Annotated in this window: 16 protein-coding genes; 5 read left to right on the top strand and 11 right to left on the bottom strand. The window is 57.8% G+C overall.

Annotation, left to right across the window (positions count from 1 at the left end):
* Nucleotides 1–38: 38 nt before the first annotated feature.
* The 8 genes from ACR0KM_RS04760 to ACR0KM_RS04725 form a co-directional block, all read right to left on the bottom strand.
* Nucleotides 39–1,010, bottom strand: coding sequence for an ester cyclase (locus tag ACR0KM_RS04760; protein WP_480820612.1), 972 nt, complete (start codon nucleotides 1,008–1,010; stop codon nucleotides 39–41).
* On the bottom strand, nucleotides 1,007–2,023 hold the full coding sequence (locus ACR0KM_RS04755) for a LacI family DNA-binding transcriptional regulator (RefSeq protein ID WP_480858549.1): 1,017 nt from the start codon (nucleotides 2,021–2,023) through the stop codon (nucleotides 1,007–1,009). Before ACR0KM_RS04755 ends, ACR0KM_RS04760 begins: the two co-directional genes overlap by 4 nt.
* Nucleotides 2,020–2,784, bottom strand: coding sequence for an SDR family NAD(P)-dependent oxidoreductase (locus ACR0KM_RS04750; protein WP_480857924.1), 765 nt, complete (start codon nucleotides 2,782–2,784; stop codon nucleotides 2,020–2,022). Before ACR0KM_RS04750 ends, ACR0KM_RS04755 begins: the two co-directional genes overlap by 4 nt.
* The gene (locus ACR0KM_RS04745) at nucleotides 2,784–3,833 is read right to left on the bottom strand and encodes an ester cyclase (protein ID WP_480857922.1); all 1,050 of its coding nucleotides are present in this window, start codon (nucleotides 3,831–3,833) and stop codon (nucleotides 2,784–2,786) included. Before ACR0KM_RS04745 ends, ACR0KM_RS04750 begins: the two co-directional genes overlap by 1 nt.
* Nucleotides 3,834–3,836: 3 nt before the next feature.
* Entirely contained in the window at nucleotides 3,837–5,165 is a 1,329-nt protein-coding gene (gene hisD, locus ACR0KM_RS04740) for a histidinol dehydrogenase (protein WP_480857920.1), read from the bottom strand.
* 9 nt (nucleotides 5,166–5,174) lie between these two features.
* The gene (locus ACR0KM_RS04735; protein WP_480857917.1) at nucleotides 5,175–6,122 is read right to left on the bottom strand and encodes an ester cyclase; all 948 of its coding nucleotides are present in this window, start codon (nucleotides 6,120–6,122) and stop codon (nucleotides 5,175–5,177) included.
* A complete protein-coding gene (locus tag ACR0KM_RS04730) occupies nucleotides 6,122–6,658 on the bottom strand; it encodes an ester cyclase (RefSeq protein WP_480820622.1) in 537 nt (178 codons plus the stop codon). The genes ACR0KM_RS04735 and ACR0KM_RS04730 overlap by 1 nt, the downstream gene beginning before the upstream one ends.
* Before the next feature lie 74 nt (nucleotides 6,659–6,732).
* Entirely contained in the window at nucleotides 6,733–7,779 is a 1,047-nt protein-coding gene (locus ACR0KM_RS04725) for an ABC transporter ATP-binding protein (RefSeq protein ID WP_480820624.1), read from the bottom strand.
* 288 nt (nucleotides 7,780–8,067) lie between these two features.
* On the opposite strand from ACR0KM_RS04725, the gene ACR0KM_RS04720 reads away from it, so the two are divergent.
* The 4 genes from ACR0KM_RS04720 to ACR0KM_RS04705 all read left to right on the top strand — a co-directional run bounded on the left by ACR0KM_RS04720 (nucleotide 8,068) and on the right by ACR0KM_RS04705 (nucleotide 12,374).
* Nucleotides 8,068–9,300, top strand: a complete 1,233-nt coding sequence (locus ACR0KM_RS04720; RefSeq protein WP_480820626.1) for an ABC transporter substrate-binding protein — start codon at nucleotides 8,068–8,070, stop codon at nucleotides 9,298–9,300.
* A 77-nt stretch (nucleotides 9,301–9,377) separates the two neighbouring features.
* Nucleotides 9,378–10,409: a carbohydrate ABC transporter permease gene (locus ACR0KM_RS04715; protein ID WP_480820628.1), complete on the top strand. Its 1,032-nt coding sequence runs from the start codon at nucleotides 9,378–9,380 to the stop codon at nucleotides 10,407–10,409.
* Between the two features lie 2 nt (nucleotides 10,410–10,411).
* Nucleotides 10,412–11,296: a carbohydrate ABC transporter permease gene (locus ACR0KM_RS04710; protein ID WP_480820630.1), complete on the top strand. Its 885-nt coding sequence runs from the start codon at nucleotides 10,412–10,414 to the stop codon at nucleotides 11,294–11,296.
* A gap of 82 nt (nucleotides 11,297–11,378) precedes the next feature.
* Nucleotides 11,379–12,374, top strand: a complete 996-nt coding sequence (locus ACR0KM_RS04705; RefSeq protein WP_480857915.1) for a nuclear transport factor 2 family protein — start codon at nucleotides 11,379–11,381, stop codon at nucleotides 12,372–12,374.
* Between the two features lie 67 nt (nucleotides 12,375–12,441).
* Here the strand turns inward: ACR0KM_RS04705 and ACR0KM_RS04700 are convergent, their stop codons facing one another.
* From ACR0KM_RS04700 to ACR0KM_RS04690, 3 genes are all read right to left on the bottom strand, one after another.
* On the bottom strand, nucleotides 12,442–13,620 hold the full coding sequence (locus ACR0KM_RS04700; RefSeq protein ID WP_480857913.1) for a nuclear transport factor 2 family protein: 1,179 nt from the start codon (nucleotides 13,618–13,620) through the stop codon (nucleotides 12,442–12,444).
* 12 nt (nucleotides 13,621–13,632) lie between these two features.
* The gene (locus tag ACR0KM_RS04695) at nucleotides 13,633–13,830 is read right to left on the bottom strand and encodes a hypothetical protein (protein ID WP_480857911.1); all 198 of its coding nucleotides are present in this window, start codon (nucleotides 13,828–13,830) and stop codon (nucleotides 13,633–13,635) included.
* A gap of 141 nt (nucleotides 13,831–13,971) precedes the next feature.
* Nucleotides 13,972–14,871, bottom strand: coding sequence for a LysR substrate-binding domain-containing protein (locus ACR0KM_RS04690; protein ID WP_480857909.1), 900 nt, complete (start codon nucleotides 14,869–14,871; stop codon nucleotides 13,972–13,974).
* A gap of 254 nt (nucleotides 14,872–15,125) precedes the next feature.
* Here ACR0KM_RS04690 and ACR0KM_RS04685 point away from each other — a divergent pair, with 254 nt between their 5' ends.
* Nucleotides 15,126–17,579, top strand: coding sequence for a GcvT family protein (locus ACR0KM_RS04685; RefSeq protein WP_480857907.1), 2,454 nt, complete (start codon nucleotides 15,126–15,128; stop codon nucleotides 17,577–17,579).
* The last annotated feature ends 10 nt before the right edge of the window (nucleotides 17,580–17,589 follow it).

Raw genomic sequence — 17,589 nt, 5'->3', positions numbered from 1 at the left:
GCTTGACTTGCATCGAGATGCAGAACCCCTAGCAGCATTCAGACATCTCCTGTGTGCAGCAAGATTTGCTTCCAGATTGCAACCTCATCATACAGGCTGAATTCCCGTCGCAGTCCCCACGGTCCGAACTCGGCGTGCGACATGCCCATGACATGGACCTTGGCCCCGGTCGGACGTCCGAATGCCCCCCAACCATCATGGGTCCCATCGAGTGACCAGCGAACAGACGCCCGGGGTGACATCATTTCAGCGTCCATCCCGATCTGATGGTGGATCTTGAACGTGGCGTTCGGGAATGATGATCGCAGGCCGACCCAGAACTGTGTCACGGCCTCGCGTCCGATCGCCTGTTTCGAACCGGCATACTCACCGATCACGGCGCGGTCGTAATCTGCAAGGATATGGTTGAAATCCTTGTCCATGATACGCGTCAGCGTTTGGGCATAGCGCGCGCCCCACGCGTTATCGTTGCCTCTGCCATGATAGCCTCCGTCCACATCAATTTCTGGCGTGAAGGGGCGCGTGGCCTTCTCTGGCCCGCCTTCGGCAGCGATCAGGTCGCGGGTGTACTCCTGGGGGTCGTGCCCAAGTTGGCGCACCAGCCCACCATAGTCGCGTACCAGCCATTCGTCATAGATCGTCTCGCCCTTGGCCGCGCAATCGGCGATCACTCGCACCACCCATGGCTTGCCGCTGGCTTTGCCGAACTGGCCGTCCTGCAAATGGGTCGCGGTCGTCAATAAACGGTGCGAAGACAGATGGCCATGCTCATCCGAATAGGACCAAATGACATCCTCTCCATAAAGCTGACGATCGGGGAACTCATGGCAGGTCGCCATTGTCGCGGCGATCACGCCTTGGTTGCCATGGCTGATACCCATCGGTGTGCGCACGGGAATGTCGGGTGCGTAATAGCGGTTCAGTGTTTCAGTCCCGCGATCCTCCCAGATTTCTTTGGTGATCCCCAGGATATAGTCGGGGAAATCCGTCCATTTTTCGGCGTAGGTCATTTTGAGAAACCTCTTGGTCGTCTGGCTGATCCGCGGATTTTGAGCGGGCCGGCAATCTGAATACGTTCCGAGGCCGCACCGCTTTCGATTCTGGCCAGCAGGATATCGACCGTTGCATTGACCATGCGATTGATCGGTTGTCTTATGGTGGTCAGGTCGTATGCGGGCCACGCGGCGATGGGAACATCATCATAGCCTATTACGCTCACGTCATTGGGCACAGACAGGCCGAGTTCAAAGCGCAGCGTGTCCATGACTGCAAAAGCCATGTGGTCGTTGCCGACGAAGATCGCATCGGGCCGGTCGGTCGAACTGCACATGGAGCGCGTAAGATCGGCGGCAGTGTCCTGGCTATAGCGGCCGTCTTCGATGGCAAACGGCTCCATCCCGTGTTCCTTGAGCCCCTCGATCAGCCCGTGCGTACGATCAACGCCCGTCGACGATTCCTGCCACCCCGAAATATGCGCAATCCGGCTGTGCCCTCCGGCAACTAGAAAATTGGCCACGGTCCGACCGCCTTGGATATTGTCGGACGTCACCTGAGCCAGATTGCCGGTCTCTTGCCCCCGATTGAACATCACGACCGGGATACCGGCATCGTCGCAGCGCGCGGCGATGTCGTTGGACATTGCGACCGAAGCGGTAATGATCCCTTCGACCTGATAGGACATCAGCTCTTCCACGATGCGCCCGACGCTGTCATCGTTACGTGCCATGAACAGCATAATGTGATAGCCACGAGCTTTCAGCGCGTGGTCGAGATACTCCAGCGCCATTGGATAAAACTGGTTCTCAAGGTATGCGACGACCACGCCGATCACCCGGCTTTTCCCTGTGATCATGGCGCGGGCGAGGGTGTTCGGGCGATAGCCAAGGTCAGTGGCTGCTTTCATGACTTTGTCACGCGTTGCCGCTGAGGCAGAGCCGCCCGGCGTGAACACACGGCTGACGGCGGACTGGCTTACACCAGCGCGTCGGGCGACATCGAATGAAGTTACCTTGTCTGTCATCAGTCCGCTGTCCAGCCTCCGTCCACCAGCAATGCAGTGCCGGTTACAAGGCTTGCCGCGTCTGAGGCAAGATATACCGCAGCCCCGGTGATATCGCTCAACTCGCCGACGCGACCCAATTTGATCTTGTCTTCTATCCAGGCACGACGTTCAGGGATCGCAAGCGTTTGCTCACCCAGTGGTGTACGGATGAAGGTGGGCGCGATGGTATTGACGCGGATGCCAAGCGGCCCCCACTCGATGGCCATCGATTTGGTGAAGCCCTCGACCGCATGTTTGGTGCCGCAATACACAGCGCGATCAATACCCCCCACCTGTCCCATCTGGCTGGTGATGTTGATCAGGCTTCCGGGTTTGCCTGCGGCGATCAACCCTCGCGCCACGGCACGGGTCAGGAAATAGGCCCCTTTGAAATTCAGGTCATTGGCTGCATCGAAGTCGGCTTCGGATGTCTCAAGCGCCGGGCTATGGCGGGCCAGCCCTGCCGAGTTGATCAGAATGTCGTAGGGCCCATTGGCGTCGACTGCCGCCTCGGTCGCGGCGATATTTGCGACGTCCAGCGCAAGGGTCTTTGCGCTCCAGCCTTTGTCGGCGAAGGCCGCGGCCAAATCGCTTAGTTTATCGATGCTGCGTGCCGCCAGAGTGACTTCGGCGCCATGGCTGGCAAGGGCGGTCGCGCAGGCCAGACCGATCCCAGAGGATGCGCCCGCAACGAGCGCGCGCTTGCCATCTAGGCGGAACGAGGGGGCAGGGGGCAGCGTCATCAGGGGTCTCCAACCGGGAAAGGCACGCGGCCCGGCACGCGGGCTTTGTTGAACTCGCGTAAACGCCGGAAAACGTCCACCCCCAATTGCCGATAGGCGTCCAATATGTCGACCATGACCCAGTTCTCGCGGATGCGCCCATCGTTCACACGCCAGAAGTCCAGGCTGCGCATGGTGATCTTCGTGCCTGATGGCGCAATCCCCAGCCAGCCATCATGGGTAACGGTTTGAACCATATCCGGCCAGCCGGTGACGGCGACATAGGGACCATCGCCAAAGAAGTGATAAGTGATCTCGTCAAGATACTGTCCGCGATCCGGCATGCCGGACAAAAAGGGAATCTGATGCCAGTTGCGAAACCCGCGAATACCCCGGCAGGTGCCAATCCCTGCCGGACCGTACCAGTTCATGTTCTCGTGCCAGAACCGCGACATCTCCATCACCTCCGGTCCGCCTTGTGATGGATGCCGTTTCATGTGGTCCAGCATATCAACGATCAGATCACGGCTGGCTTTGCCCACCGCCGCGTCATGAGGTCCGTGCGAAAGGCCGTCACCCGTTGCGGGGCCGGGTATCAGAACCTCGGCCCCGAGTGACGGGGCCATGGGCCATGCGCCGACCTGCATCATCACTTCGGGAAGATCCCAAATCATCTGCATCTCGACAATCTGGCCTTCGACGATCCGGTAGTACTCGTGAAACCGCATATGGGCCAAATGACCCGAGGGCGGGATGTCCAGCAAAGGACCGGCAAAGGTTCCCAGATAGTGTCCCCCACAGCCAACCCAGTCTTTGCCGTGCTCGTCCTCACCCGCCATGATCAGCCAATCGCGTCTCTCCAAGTCCGGCCATGCCTCGCGCAGCGGGCTCAGAACATTTTCGAAGAACGCTTGTGGTCCGATCTGATCGCCGAACGGATGACAGCACCGAAACAGAGCATCCGGCGCGCACAACTTTTCCAGTGTGCGTCGCACGGCTGCTTCGTCCCAATCGTACAAAGCGGTACGCAGCGGGGTCAGCAGCTGTCGGTTTGCGGTGTGGTCGGGCATCGCTTACTCGGCCGCTTCAACAGGGACCACAGGCGCACCATAGGGCACATTGCGACCACCATAGCGGCGCACCCGAAGGTTGCACTGTTCGGCATGCCCCACAAAGCCTTCCAGCATGCATAGCCGAGAGCCATACTCGCCAATCATCGCCGCCGCTTCGTCGGTTGTCACTTTTTGGTAGCTGTGCGTTTTCAGGAATTTGCCAACCCAAAGGCCGCCCGTATAGCGCCCCGCCTTTTTCGTCGGCAGGGTGTGGTTGGTGCCGATCACCTTGTCGCCGTTGGCCACGTTTGTGCGCGGCCCGAGGAACAGCGCGCCGTAGGAATGCATGTTGTCCAGATACCAGTCATCGCGATCCGTCATGATCTGCACGTGTTCATAGGCCATGTCGTTGGCAACCTGCAGCATCTCCTCATGCGTGTCGCAAAGGATCACATCGCCATAGTCCTCCCACGAGGTCGAGGCGGTTTCCCGGGTCGGCAGGATTTTGAGCAACCGCTCGATCTCGGACAGGGTATCCTCAGCCAGGCTGCGGGAATTGGTGATCAGGCAAGCAGGCGAGTTATAGCCGTGCTCGGCCTGACCCAGCAGGTCAGTCGCGCACATCTCGGCGTCGACCGTTTCATCGGCGATAACCATGGTTTCCGTCGGGCCTGCAAACAGGTCGATGCCAACGCGCCCAAACAGCTGCCGCTTGGCTTCGGCGACAAAGGCGTTACCGGGGCCAACGATCATGTGAACCGGGTCGATGGTCTCGGTTCCGATAGCCATGGCGCCGACGGCCTGAATGCCGCCCAGAGCGTAGATTTCATGCGCACCGCCCAGATGCATCGCCGCCACAATTGCCGGATGCGGAGCCCCGTCAACAGGTGGGGCCGAGGCAATAATGCGCGGCACCCCCGCAACCTGCGCAGTCAGCACGGACATATGCGCAGATGCCACCATCGGAAATTTACCGCCCGGAACATAGCAGCCAACCGATTGTACAGGGATGTTGCGATGGCCCAGGATAACGCCGGGCAGGGTTTCGACCTCAACATCGGTCATTGACGCCCGCTGCGCCTCCGCAAAGCGGCGGATCTGTGTCTGGGCGAAACGGATATCCTCCATGTCGCGGGTCGACACTTTCTGCATCGCGGCCTCAATCTCGGACGGGCTCAGGCGGAACGAAGCCGGGCTGTAGCCATCGAACTTTTCGCTCAGTTCGCGCACAGCCGCGTCGCCGCGGTTTTCGATGTCGGACAACGTGCCTTCGACAACTTTCCGAACTTTGGCGTCATCTTCGGCGCGCGCTTCGGCGGGTTTGCTGGTTTTTAGATATTGGATTGTCATATCAGCCTCCTAAGCCGCAGTGTCTACGCAAAAATCATAAGGTTGTTCCGGGCCCCAGCCTTTGCCAAGGAACACATCGCCCCCCAGCTGTTCGACGATGCTGGCAAAATCGACCCGCACGATGTTTTCGGCGATTTTGGTACCTTCGATGCGCCAAAAGTCGATGTAAGGGATACGGATTTTCTGCCCTTCGGCCTTGATGCCCATAAAGTCCCGCTCAAGCGTCGCATGGCAGGCCCCGAAGCATGCAGCCCAGTCGCCGTCCTGCATGAAATGGGGGGTGACGAAATCCCTGTTTCCGAAAAACTCTCGGAACGGCAGGTACCAACCGGTCTCAAATTCGCCGAGACCGTGCTTCAGGCCGCACCCATAATTGGCGTCCCAAACAAAGTCTTCATGGAAGAACTCTGAGACATCCACATCCGATCGCTGCAGGGCTGCTTCCATCGCCTGAACAACATCCAGAGGCCGGGCGGCTGCACCCTGGCCCTGTTGGCCGCGCCACAGTCGTGTAACCGGTACGTCCAGACGATCCCAGCCGCGGCCTTCGAACACATCCCAACCTAACTGAGCGGCAACGCCAGCCAGATCAACATGCACTTTGTTATAGGCAATGCGCCCGTTTCGCACCTGCCAGAAGTCGACATATGATATGTGCAGCGGGCGGCCGGTTGCCGGGATGCCCATAAAGTCGCCGGAATGGATGGCATGACAGGTTCCAACGCATGCGACCCAATCGCCATCTTCAAGCCACAGCGCCGTGTCAAAGCGCCGATCCGCGAACGCAGCACGGAACGGGGTTTGCCAATGGCTTCTGAACTCTGCCAAGCCGGCCTTGCGACCGCAGCCCGCGTTGCCGTCCCAGACGAAATCCTCGTGAAACCAGTGTGATAAGTCAGTTTCGGCGCGCCCAAGTGCGCGTTCCATATCCTGAACCAGATCAAGCGCAGCGCCCATTACGCCTGCCTTTCCGGACTGGGTGGCACGGCTTCCCCGCGATCATACGTTTCCCATCCCTTGCCGCCAAAGACATCGTGCCCCAATTGCGAAAGCACATGCGGAAAATCGACCATCACCCAGTTGTCGACGATCTTGCCATCCACGACTTTCCAGAAATCCATATAACGTATTTCCACGCGTTTACCTGTTGCCGGAAGTCCCATGAATTCGCCGGAATGTACCGCCTCTTGACGGCCAAACGCGGCGGCCCACTCACCCATGTAGAGGCGGGCCTCATCAATGCAGGTTTTGTCAGAGAACGCCGCCTGAAACGGGCGCTGCCAGTTGTCCTGAAACTCTCGCAGGCCGTTCTTGGTGCCGCAGCCACAGTTTCCAAGCCAACGGAAGCTTTCGGCGAAAAACTCGCCGATGTCGCCGATCCGGTGGTCGTTGAGGCCATCCACCATCCCCTCGATCACAGCGCGGGTTTCGGCGGTTTTGCTCATGTCTGTATCGCGGCTGAGTACCGCTTGTTCGGGTCGGGAACCCTTCATGCTTAATCCCTTTCAAATGCGCAGAAGCAAGCTGGCCTGGTTGGCAAAGCTCGAATGCGCAGTTACCTGATATTTCAGTCCAAACGTTCGCCTGTTTCGGCATCGAACAGGTGACAGATCTCTGCGGGTATGCTGACCGAGGTCTGGCTGCCGATCTCGGCGCGATAGTCCTTACCGGCGCGCACAGAGGCGATGGTGCCGCCAAGGCGCAGCGTCACGATGGTCGCATCACCCAGCAATTCGAGTGAATAGAGTGGTGCCGATGAAGTGGCGTTGGGATCTATCTGTGCGTCCTCTGCACGGAAACCCAATGTGATTTTCCCACTTGGCCCGCTGGGCAGACCTTCGATGCGAACATTCTCGCCCACAAAGACACCATCCGAGATTTCGCCGTCCAGCAGGTTCATCGCGGGGCTGCCGATAAAGCTGGCAACGAATGTATTGGCGGGCGCATCGTAGATGTCTGTCGGGGTGCCAACCTGCTGCACGATGCCCTTGTTCATGACGACAACCCGATCCGCCAGCGTCATTGCCTCGATCTGGTCGTGTGTCACATAAATTGTAGTGACCTGAAGTTCGTGGCTCAGGTTCTTGATCTGATGACGGGTCGACACCCGAAGCTTGGCATCAAGGTTCGAAAGCGGCTCGTCCATCAGGAAAACGTTCGGCTCACGCACGATCGCGCGGGCCAGGGCGACACGCTGCCGTTGCCCGCCGGAAAGCTCCGCAGGACGTCGGTGCATGAAATCCGTCAGTTCAACCATTTCAGCCGCGCGCCTGACGCGCGCATCATGAGTCGAAGGATCGGTTTTCCGCACTTTTAGCGGGAAGCGGATATTCTCGTAAACGTCGAGGTTGGGGTAAAGCGCGTAGCTTTGGAAAACCATGGCCACATCGCGGTCCTTGGGGTCCAGATCGTTGACGACCCGACCGTCAATAGTGATTTCCCCCTCAGATATATCCTCGAGCCCTGCAATCATCCGCATCGTTGTTGTCTTGCCGCAGCCAGACGGGCCAAGCAGGACCAGAAATTCTTTGTCTGCGATCGTAAGGTCGAAATTATGGACCCCGATAAATGATCCCCAACGCTTGGAGATGTTCTTTAGCTGAATCTCGGCCATGACCGCTCCACGTAGTTTGCATTCGTGCCCAAAAAACTGCCAGCGAATCTAAAGTTATGCAAGCAGAACTTCTGCAAGGGATCGTTTGATGGGCATATTTAGGCGCTTACAGGTCGTTATATAATCATAAAATTGAGTGAATTGCGAGATGTGAAGGAAATTCTTGTCACATTGAAAATTGTGGGCATAATGATGCATGCGAATGCACAAACTTGACTAGAGTTAGGTCAAGGTAGGGAAAAACGGGCGTCCGCCCGGATAACAGGGTCCAACCGGAGGAAATGAGTTATGTCTCTTATCAAGAGTTTTGCAGTCGGCGCTGTCGCTGCGATGATGGCGACGGCAGCTTACGCCGAATGCGAGATCAGCAGCGGCAACGTTAATGTGTTGGCCAACGACTTCCCGGCGCTGCGTGCGGTGACATCGACCGCAGCCGAATGCGCAACCGGCGATGCCACTGTTGCGGCTAACCACAACAAGGACTTCAGAAACTTTCAGGTCCAGGCTTTGACCGCGAACCCGGCCGAGTATACGTCGGTGATCGTTGCGAACTCTTCCATCGTTCCGCTGCTGAATGAGGGACTGGTGCGGCCGCTGGATGACCTGGTTGCCAAGCATGGTCAGAGCCTCAGCAAGAACCAGTTGATTACAATTGACGGACAGATCATGGCGATTGCCTTCATGGCAAATGCGCAGCACCTGTTCCTGCGTCAGGATATTCTCGATCAGGTGGGCAAGCCCGTTCCGACCACATGGGAGGAAGTGGTGGAAACCGGCAAAGCGATTCGCGACGCTGGCATCATGGAGCACCCCTTTGCGATCCTGAGCATGTCCGACTGGAACCTGGGTGAAGAGTTCGTGAACATGTATCTCGGCCACGGGGGCGAGTTCTTCAAGCCGGGCACGGCTGAACCTGCGGTGAATAATGAAACCGGTGTGGCCACTCTGAACATGCTCAAGGAGCTGGTGTCGCTGTCGAACCCTGATTTCCTGACCTACAATACTGCGACGGTGGTTCCGATCTGGAAGTCGGGTGATCTGGCGATGGCTCAGCTTTGGGGCTCCAGCGGGGGTGAAATCCTCAGCGGCGACGGGGCCGAGCCGGGTGTGGCAGAAAACACCGTTCTGGTGAGCGCGCCCAGCGTTGCTGGCGGGTCGGTGCCAGCGTCGACCCTGTGGTGGGACGGTTTCACAATCGCGAAAAATATCTCGGATGAAGATGCCGAGGCGACCTTCATTGCCATGGTCCACGGCATCTCGGAAAAGATGGTCGAAGCCAATAATGACGCCGCGGTATGGCTGATGGATTCCTACAAGCCGGGCCCGGCCGCTGCCGGTGTTGCGGCGACCGCGTCTGCCGGGGCCAAGCCATATCCGATGCTGCCCTATATGGGGCTTCTACATCAGGCCTTCTACGAAGAACTGCCCGATTTCCTGCAAGGCAACGAGAGTGCCGAGCAGACCCTTGCTGATATCGAGGCGGCCTATATCGCAGCGGCAAAAGAAGCCGGATACCTCTGACGCATCTGTCCGGGGCTGCTGATGCGGCCCCGGTCATCCTGTCCTGCATTTCCAGCTGACACTATGGGTATGGTCTTATGAAACACCGCGCCTTCTTCTGGTTCATTCTGCCATCTCTGGCTGCGATGCTGCTGTTCATTGCGCTGCCGATTGTCTCGGTTACCGTTCAATCGCTCTTTGTCGAACATGAACAGGTTATGGTCGAGGTTGAAAACTGCGGGCCCTTTAACTGCGATACAGTCCTGCAAGTTGATCAGGAGGCAACGAATGCCCTGCGGGAAGAGGCACCGTTGGGGCGTTTCAACGGCCTGGGCACCTATACCAACCGCAAGCATCTGGCGTTTGAAGAGGTTGGGGTGGCGTGGAACACCACCGAGACATTCGGTGATTTTGTTGGCGAGTTGATGAACCTGCCCTTCTATAAGGCGCTATTCTTTACGCTGACCTATACTGCGGTTGTGACACCGTTTGTGATTTTCCTGGGTCTGGGTGTTGCATTGGCCGTGAATACGCTGCCTCGGATGCTCAAAGGCCCGACAATCTTCGTCTCATTGCTGCCGATGATTGTTACTCCGCTGATCGGCGCATTGATCTTGTTCTGGATGGTTGATGCGGATGGCATCATAGGTGCCACCCTTCAGCGGATATTTGACGATCCGAACCTGTCGCTGAAGGCATCTACCCCGCTGACCTGGATGATGCTGATCGTCTATGGAATCTGGAGTTCGACTCCTTTCAGCTTCATTGTTTTCTATGCAGGTCTTCAAACTGTTCCCAGTGAAACGCTGGAGGCCGCCAAGATTGACGGAGCCTCGCGCTGGCAGGCGATCCGATATGTGGTTGTGCCCTACATGATGCCGTTGGTTGTGTTCATCACACTGATGCAGCTGATGGATAACTTTCGGGTGTTTGAACCAATCGTCGCCTTCTCGGCTTCGGCCAAAGCGACATCGCTATCCTGGATTATCTACAACGACTTGCGTGGTGGCGATGTACAACTGTTCGGTTCGGCCGGGGCGACTTCGATCCTGACAATCATCGGGGTGTCGATCCTGCTGACCCCTGTGCTTATCCGCACCTGGCGCGACTTTAACCGGAAGAGGACCTGACCATGGCATCATCTGTTGCAAACAGACGCTCGAGCGGGCTGATCTGGTTTACCACCAGTTTCGTTGTCCTGTGGATCTTAATCGCCGCCGGTCCGTTTCTCTGGACGGTTTGGGGGTCGTTCAAAGTTCAGGCTGATTTCTTCTCGAAAACAGACTGGCGCAACGCGATTTATGGCGTCATGACCACAGCTGAGACCGGCAGTGCGTTCACGGGTGCGGGCTACTACGGAGCCTGGGTTGAACAGGAGTTCTGGCGGAACACGATCAACACCGCGATCGTGGTCTTTTTTACAGTCATAATCTCGCTCACCTTCGGCACGCTCGGGGGATACGCGCTGGCACGCTCTGGGTTCCGCTACGCGTTCTGGCTGCTTATGATCGCACTCGTCTTTCGCGCGATGCCACACATAACGCTGGTGTCGGGTTATCTGTTGCCGTTCTTCGAATGGAACCTTTGGGGTAAGCTGGGGACGACCATTGTGGTTCTGGTCGCGATCAACCAGCCGTTTACGCTTTGGATGCTGCATTCGTTCTTTCTGAACATACCCAAGGACATGGATGAAAGTGCCATGGTAGACGGCTGCACCCGCTTTCAGGCTTTCCGGTATGTGATCATTCCTGTGATGTGGCCTGGCGTGATTACCACTGGGCTATTCAGCTTTCTGCTGGCCTATAACGACTTTGCAATTGGTGCGGTGCTGCTGAGTTCCGAAAATCAGACTATGGTTCCAAAAATCAACAGCTTCCTCGGAACTGTGCGTGAAACGGGCGACGTCATGTTCGCTGTCGCCGCCGCCGTTAGTGCATTGGTTCCTCTGTTTTTCCTCATTCTCTTCTTCCAGAGGCAGATCGTAAGCGGCCTGACGGCAGGCGCCGTGAAAGGCTAACATCCGACACCCCGGCCCGGTCGCAGAGATCGGGCCGGGGGTCAGCCGAAGAAATGTCTTTACTTTGTTGGGACCACTCTGAATGACCGACCTCCAGAGCGCAAAATCACTGGTGCGCGATTACTACGCCGCGATTGAAGCGGACCCCGCCAAGGCACTTGAAGCCTACTGCGCTCCCGGGGCCATCTGGCGAGGGTATCATCCGTTCAACGAAATCCACGATCCCGCTGAGGTGACGGAGCAGTTCTGGATTCCGCTGCAGCGCTCTCTGACTCGAATGCAGCGCAGGCTGGACTTGTTCATGGCGGGCGAAAATCATCTGAAGGATGGGGGCATCTGGGTCGCGTCCATGGGACACCTGATGGGCCTGTTCGATGCGCCCTGGCTTGGCATTCCGCCGACGAACAAAATTGCAATGTTGCGCTACGCCGAGTTCATGCGGGTCGAAGGGGATCGCATCACCGATATCGCGATGTTCTTTGATATTCCGCATTTGATGGTACAGGCGGGACTACAGCCGTTTCCGCCGCAGACCGGCGCGCAGCTGGTTCAGCCGGGCCCGATGACCCATGATGGGGTCATGTTCGACCCGCAGGATCCGGACGAAGGCCGCAAGACGCTGGCTGCTATCGAATTTATGATCAACGATATTCGCGACTGGAAGGGCAGGGAAGAACAGGGCCTGCTGACGGAACTGCCGCGCAGCTGGAACGACGATATGATCTGGTGGGGTCCTACGGGGATCGGCGCAACCTACACCATCGAACGCTATGCGCAGCAGCATGCGGGGCCGTTTCGTGATGGTTTTGCGGATCGCATCTTTAACGGGCATGTTGCCCGGATCGCCGAGGGCAGCTTTGGCGGTTTCTTTGGGTGGCCAAACCTGACGCTGACCCCGACCGGGGGGTTTATGGGCATGCCTGCGACCGGCAAACCGGCTGATATGCGGGTTATCGATATGTATCGCAGGTCGGGCGATAAGCTGACCGAAAACTGGATATTCATAGACCTGCTGCATTTCTGGAAGCAGCAGGGGCTGGATGTGTTGGCGCGTATTCCGTACATGCGCGGCTGCTGAAAATCGGATGAAACTAGAATGCCCCCTCCCGGGGGTCTTTTGTGTGCTTTGGCAGGACTCTGGGGCGCTAAGCGCTCAGAATTTGCATCAAGATGCCGAACTCATTGAATACGGTCCATTCTTTGACGACTTTGTTGTCTTTGATCTGCCACTGGGTAATGCCCCAGATATGTGCCTCTTTTCCGGTTGGTGCGCCATAGGCGCCGTTTCCGCGATGCGCACCCACACCGCCCCAGCGTACGGCAACCAAATAGCCGTCTTTGGCGTTGCCCATCCAATAGATATCGTCAACCGATATCCGGATGTTCGGGAACATTGCGATCATCGACATGATGTGCGACCGGAGTTGACCAACGCCACGATAAACACGGCTGGTTGAGCCTTCGAAGACAACGTCCGGTGCATAAACGCGGTCCATTGCGCTGAAGTTGCGCCGGTTCCAGATGCTTTCGAACGCAGCATCTACGAACTCGCGCACATTGCCATCTACAACATCAGGAATAGCCGGGCGTTTGGGAAAAGCTTGCCCGGCGAGACGGTTGGTGTCGCTGGCCGCATAATTGGGTGCAAACGGGCCTTGCGTGCGCTCAGAGGCTATGCGACGGGCGGTTTCGGCCACATCGTACCCCATTTGCTGAACAAGCGCCGCGGTGTCATAGGCCACGTGCTCGTCATAGATTTCGTTTTCGCGGGCGACGCAGTTGGCAATACACAGCAGTCGCAACGGCCTGTTCGTGGGAGGACCAAATCGAGAGTAGCCGGTGTTCGTGCCCAGTATCATCGTGCGATGCGAGGTGTGAAAGTTGACATCGTCGTTGCCCGCCCAGATTACCTCATCCGCCACAAGGCGGACATCGGGGATTGCATTATTGGTGTGAACCGTGTCGGCGACGATCTGATCGCGCCCGTATTGAAGGCCGATATCGTCCCAGACGCGGCAATCGTGGCTGTAGGTATCGTAGATGTAGCCAATGTCCTTTTCCTCCCATATCTGGTGGGTGATGCGGACGATATAGTCTACGATGTTCTTGAACCGGGGTTCAAAGCCGCGCATCGGCTGGCTGGCAATGTGTTCAGGTTCTTTGTCAAGAAACTCCCGCGTGCCGCCCCGCCGATAATCCTCGAGCGAAATCGAAAAATCTTGCGGCATATGCTCGTCACCCAATGGGCGAAAGCGAATGTGGGTGGCGCTGCTGGACGATTGTGCCGCGATGGTCTTGGCTGCTGGGGATGCATCTTTCGTCATGAGAACCTCGAATCAATTGATCGCATACGTATGCTGGTTCTTTTTTATGATGAACGTCAATTCTCTTGGTTGATTGAGCGTTTCGATCAAAAGCTGAACTTGAACAGCGCCAAATAAGGCTAACTGGGCCCATCCGGCGCTGCCTTTTAAAATCGCATACGAATGCAAATCGTTCAAGGCCAGTGCAGCTGCCGGTTTTGCGCGACCCAACCGTTTTGCGCCCGACAGATACTATCTGTCGCTTGAAGCGACCGATTGGACGAACGCGATCCTGGGTCGCGGTCCGGTCTGCGTCGCCCAACAGCTAGAGGGTAGGCCCAAACGGCCTCCGCGGTGGAGGAGGCCGACGCGTCATGCCCCACTCCAAACTATCGGCCTCTGACGCTCGGGGTGATCGGCCTCGGACAGCCAGTCAAACAGCACGCGCGCGCGATCCGAGGCATGGTTGTGCAGAATAACATAGAAATCCAGCGGCGAGGAAACGGTTTCGGGTATCAGCTTTACCAGCTTGCCCGCTGTGACCAATTCAGCCGTTAACCCTTCCCATCCCAGCACTGCCCCCATGTCGTCCTGCGCCGCCTGCAACGCGATGACATAATTGTTGACTCGATGTGCGGCGTTCAACTGTGCTGTGTGACCGAGTGCGCGCAGCCATTCCTGCCAGTCGGTCCAGCCGCTGTCCGTCGCTTCCAGATAGATCAGGGGGATGTGCGCAATATCTGCGGCGGTCTTGATCTGGTGCTGTTCGGCAAAACGGGGACTGCCAAGAGCCATGATCTGGTCGTGAAACAAGGCACGACAGAGGCCGACATCCTGATCCATGTGCCCGTAATGGATACTCAGGTCGCAATCCGTTGGGCAAATATCCTGATCACTGACAATTTGCGCCACTGAGATATGGGGATGGCGTTTCCAGAACTGCGCCAGCCGCGGGGTTAGCCAAAGCGAACTGACCGCCGTCGTCGATCGGATTGTGACGGACGAGCGGCCGTGATGCGCTCGCAATTGGCCTATCGCCTCATTGATCCCTTCAAAGCCGCGCTGTAGCGCAACCAGCAGATAAGCGCCGCTCTCAGAAAGTTCGACCCCGCGATGAAATCGGTGGAACAGGTCGCACTGCAACTCCTGCTCAAGACCTTTGACCTGATGGCTGACCGCTGCAGGGGTGACGTTCAACTCTTTTGCTGCTGCTTTAAAGCTGACATGACGTGCGGCGGCCTCAAAGCTGACCAGCGAGGTCATGGGGGGCATGTTGTAAGGCCGTTTGGGCAATTTCACCTCGCATGGCAAGCATCACAGCATCTTGATTTTCAATCGCGGCGCGGCATTCAGCATTACTTGAGCTAATGCAAGATGAGATTTTTTGCAATTGCGTAAAGTGCCGTATCACTCAGAATAATCCGCATTCACAAACGGCGTTGTGATAAGGTGCCGGTCGACCTCCGTGCAAATATGAAACCAGTGGTGACGTGGGTGTTGCCAATGAGCTTTTGAAGGAAAACAAGATGAAGTCGCATGCGAAAGTTGTGGTTGTCGGCGGCGGGTGCGTCGGTGCCTCGATCTTGTATGGGTTGACCGAGCATGGATGTTCGGACGCAGTGATGCTTGAGCGCACGACCCTGACATCGGGCTCGACCTGGCATGCGGCGGGGTTGTTGGTGACGTTTGTACGCTCGCACAACGTGTCGAAGATGACGATGGAAACCATCCGCATCTATACCGAGGTCGAAGAGAAGATGGGCAGTTCGGTCGGGCTGCGGAAGGTGGGCCAGCTGCGGGTCGCCAATACGCAGAAACGCTGGGATGAGTTCCAGTCTTATATCTCGATCGCCGAAGCCGCAGGTGTGCCCTGCAAACTGCTGACGCCCGAGGAAATCGCTGAGGTTCATCCTCTGCTGAACCAGAGCCCAGATATTCGCGGTGGCATCCTGCACACCGAAGACGGCTATGTGAACCCGGCCGATATCACCATGGCACTCGCCAAGCTGGCCCGCGATGCAGGTGCCAAGGTTTATCAGAACACCGAGGCGCTGGCCTATGAGAAGCTGGACAATGGCCATTGGAAAGTCACCACCAATCAGGGCGATATCACTTGTGAACACCTGATCTTTGCCACGGGGAACTATGCCCGTGAAAACGCGCGCAGGGTGGGACTGGACCTGCCTTGTATCCCGATCGTGCACCAATACTGGACCACCGAAACCGTGCCGCTGCTGAAAGAGCGCAAGGCGCAGGGACTGCCCGAATTTCCGATCTTGCGGGATGAGGATTACGGCGCCTATCTGCGCGAGGACGTGGGCGGCATCCAATTCGGGCCATATGAGTTTACCAAAGACCTCAAACTGTTTGCCGAAGATCGCGTGCCGCCCGATTTCGGGGCGGATCTGCTGCCCGAGGATTTCGACGCGGTGGAAACCCAGTGGGAGCGCGCCATCGAACGGGTGCCGACCCTGGGCGAGGTTGGCATCAAGGCCAACACCCGCGGCCCATTCCAGATGACCCCGGATGAACTGCCTCTGGCCGGCCCCGCGCCGGGGCACGAGAACCTTTGGCTGGCCGAAGGCATGCCCGGAGGCATCCTCTGGGGCGGCACCGTGGGCAACCGTCTGGCCAAATGGATCGTGGATGGCGATCCGGGTATGGACATGTCCGAGCTCGACCCGCGCCGGTTCTCGGACTATGCCTCCAAGCGCTGGACCATGGACAAGGTGCGCGAGACATGGGGCACCCATATGGATGCGCATGTCCCGGGCGAGGACTTTCCTGATGCGCGCCCCATGAAGACTGTAGGCTCATACGATCTGCTGACCGCCCATGGTGCGGTCTGGACCAGCTTTAACGGCTATGAATTCCCGCGCTGGTTCGCTGAAACGCCGGAACAAGCTATCCCGGAACACAGCTTCCGCCGCACCAACCACATGGAACGGGTGCAGGAAGAGGTGCGCCGCACACGGGAAGAGGCCGGGTTCATCGAAATGTCCCCGATGACCAAATTCACCGTCCGCGGGCCGGGGGCGGCCAAGTGGCTGGATGGTCTAATGGCAAACAAGCTGCCAAAGGTGGGGCGGATGACCCTGTCGCTCATGCTGAACGACAAGGGCGGCATGGATGCGGAATACACCATCGTGCGCTACGCCGAGGATGATTTCTATCTCATCTCCACCCCGAACTGGCGCGCCTACAACTGGGATCAGCTGCAGCGCGTGCTGCCGCGCGATGGCTCGGTCGTGGTCGAGGATGTTTCGGAACAGCTGGGCGTGATCGCTCTGGCCGGACCCAAGGCGCGGGATATTCTGCAGCCGCTGACTGACAATGATCTGTCGAACGAGGCCTTTCCGTGGCTCTCGGCGCAAATGGGCGAGGTGGGCTATGCCAAGGGCGTACACTTGCTGCGCGTGTCCTACACTGGTGAGCTGGGCTGGGAGCTGCACCACCCGGTCGGCTACAACCGTCACCTTGTCGATTTGCTGTTGAAGGCGGGTGTGAAACCCTTCGGCCTAGAAGCGCTTGAATCCATGCGGCTCGAGAAATCCTACCGTGCCATCAATCGCGAGATCTGCAAGGACCTTACCCCGTATGAAGCCGATCTGGGCCGGTTCGTGGCTATGACCGAGAAGATCGGCGGGCAGGTGGTCGAGCGGGACTTCATCGGTAAAGCCGCGCTGCTAAAGCAGCAGGAGCAGGGCGGATACAACACACTGGTCACGCTGAAACTGCCGTTTTGCGATACCTCGGTGATGTTTGACGAAGGCGTTTATGCCGATGGCAACCTGATCGGGCGCGTCACCTCGGGGGGGTTCTCGTATTACTGCAACCACGACATCGCGATGGCGCTGGTGCCGCAGGGCATGACAGCGCCGGGCACCAGAATGCAGGTGCTGGTTCACAATGAAATGCGCGACGCCGAGGTGATCGACACCTGTGCCGTCGACCCAACCAGCGCCCGTGCGCGCGCCTGATCTGGAGGAT

The organism is Ruegeria sp. G10 (genome assembly GCF_056533645.1).
This window is presented reverse-complemented; position numbering and strand designations above follow the sequence as displayed.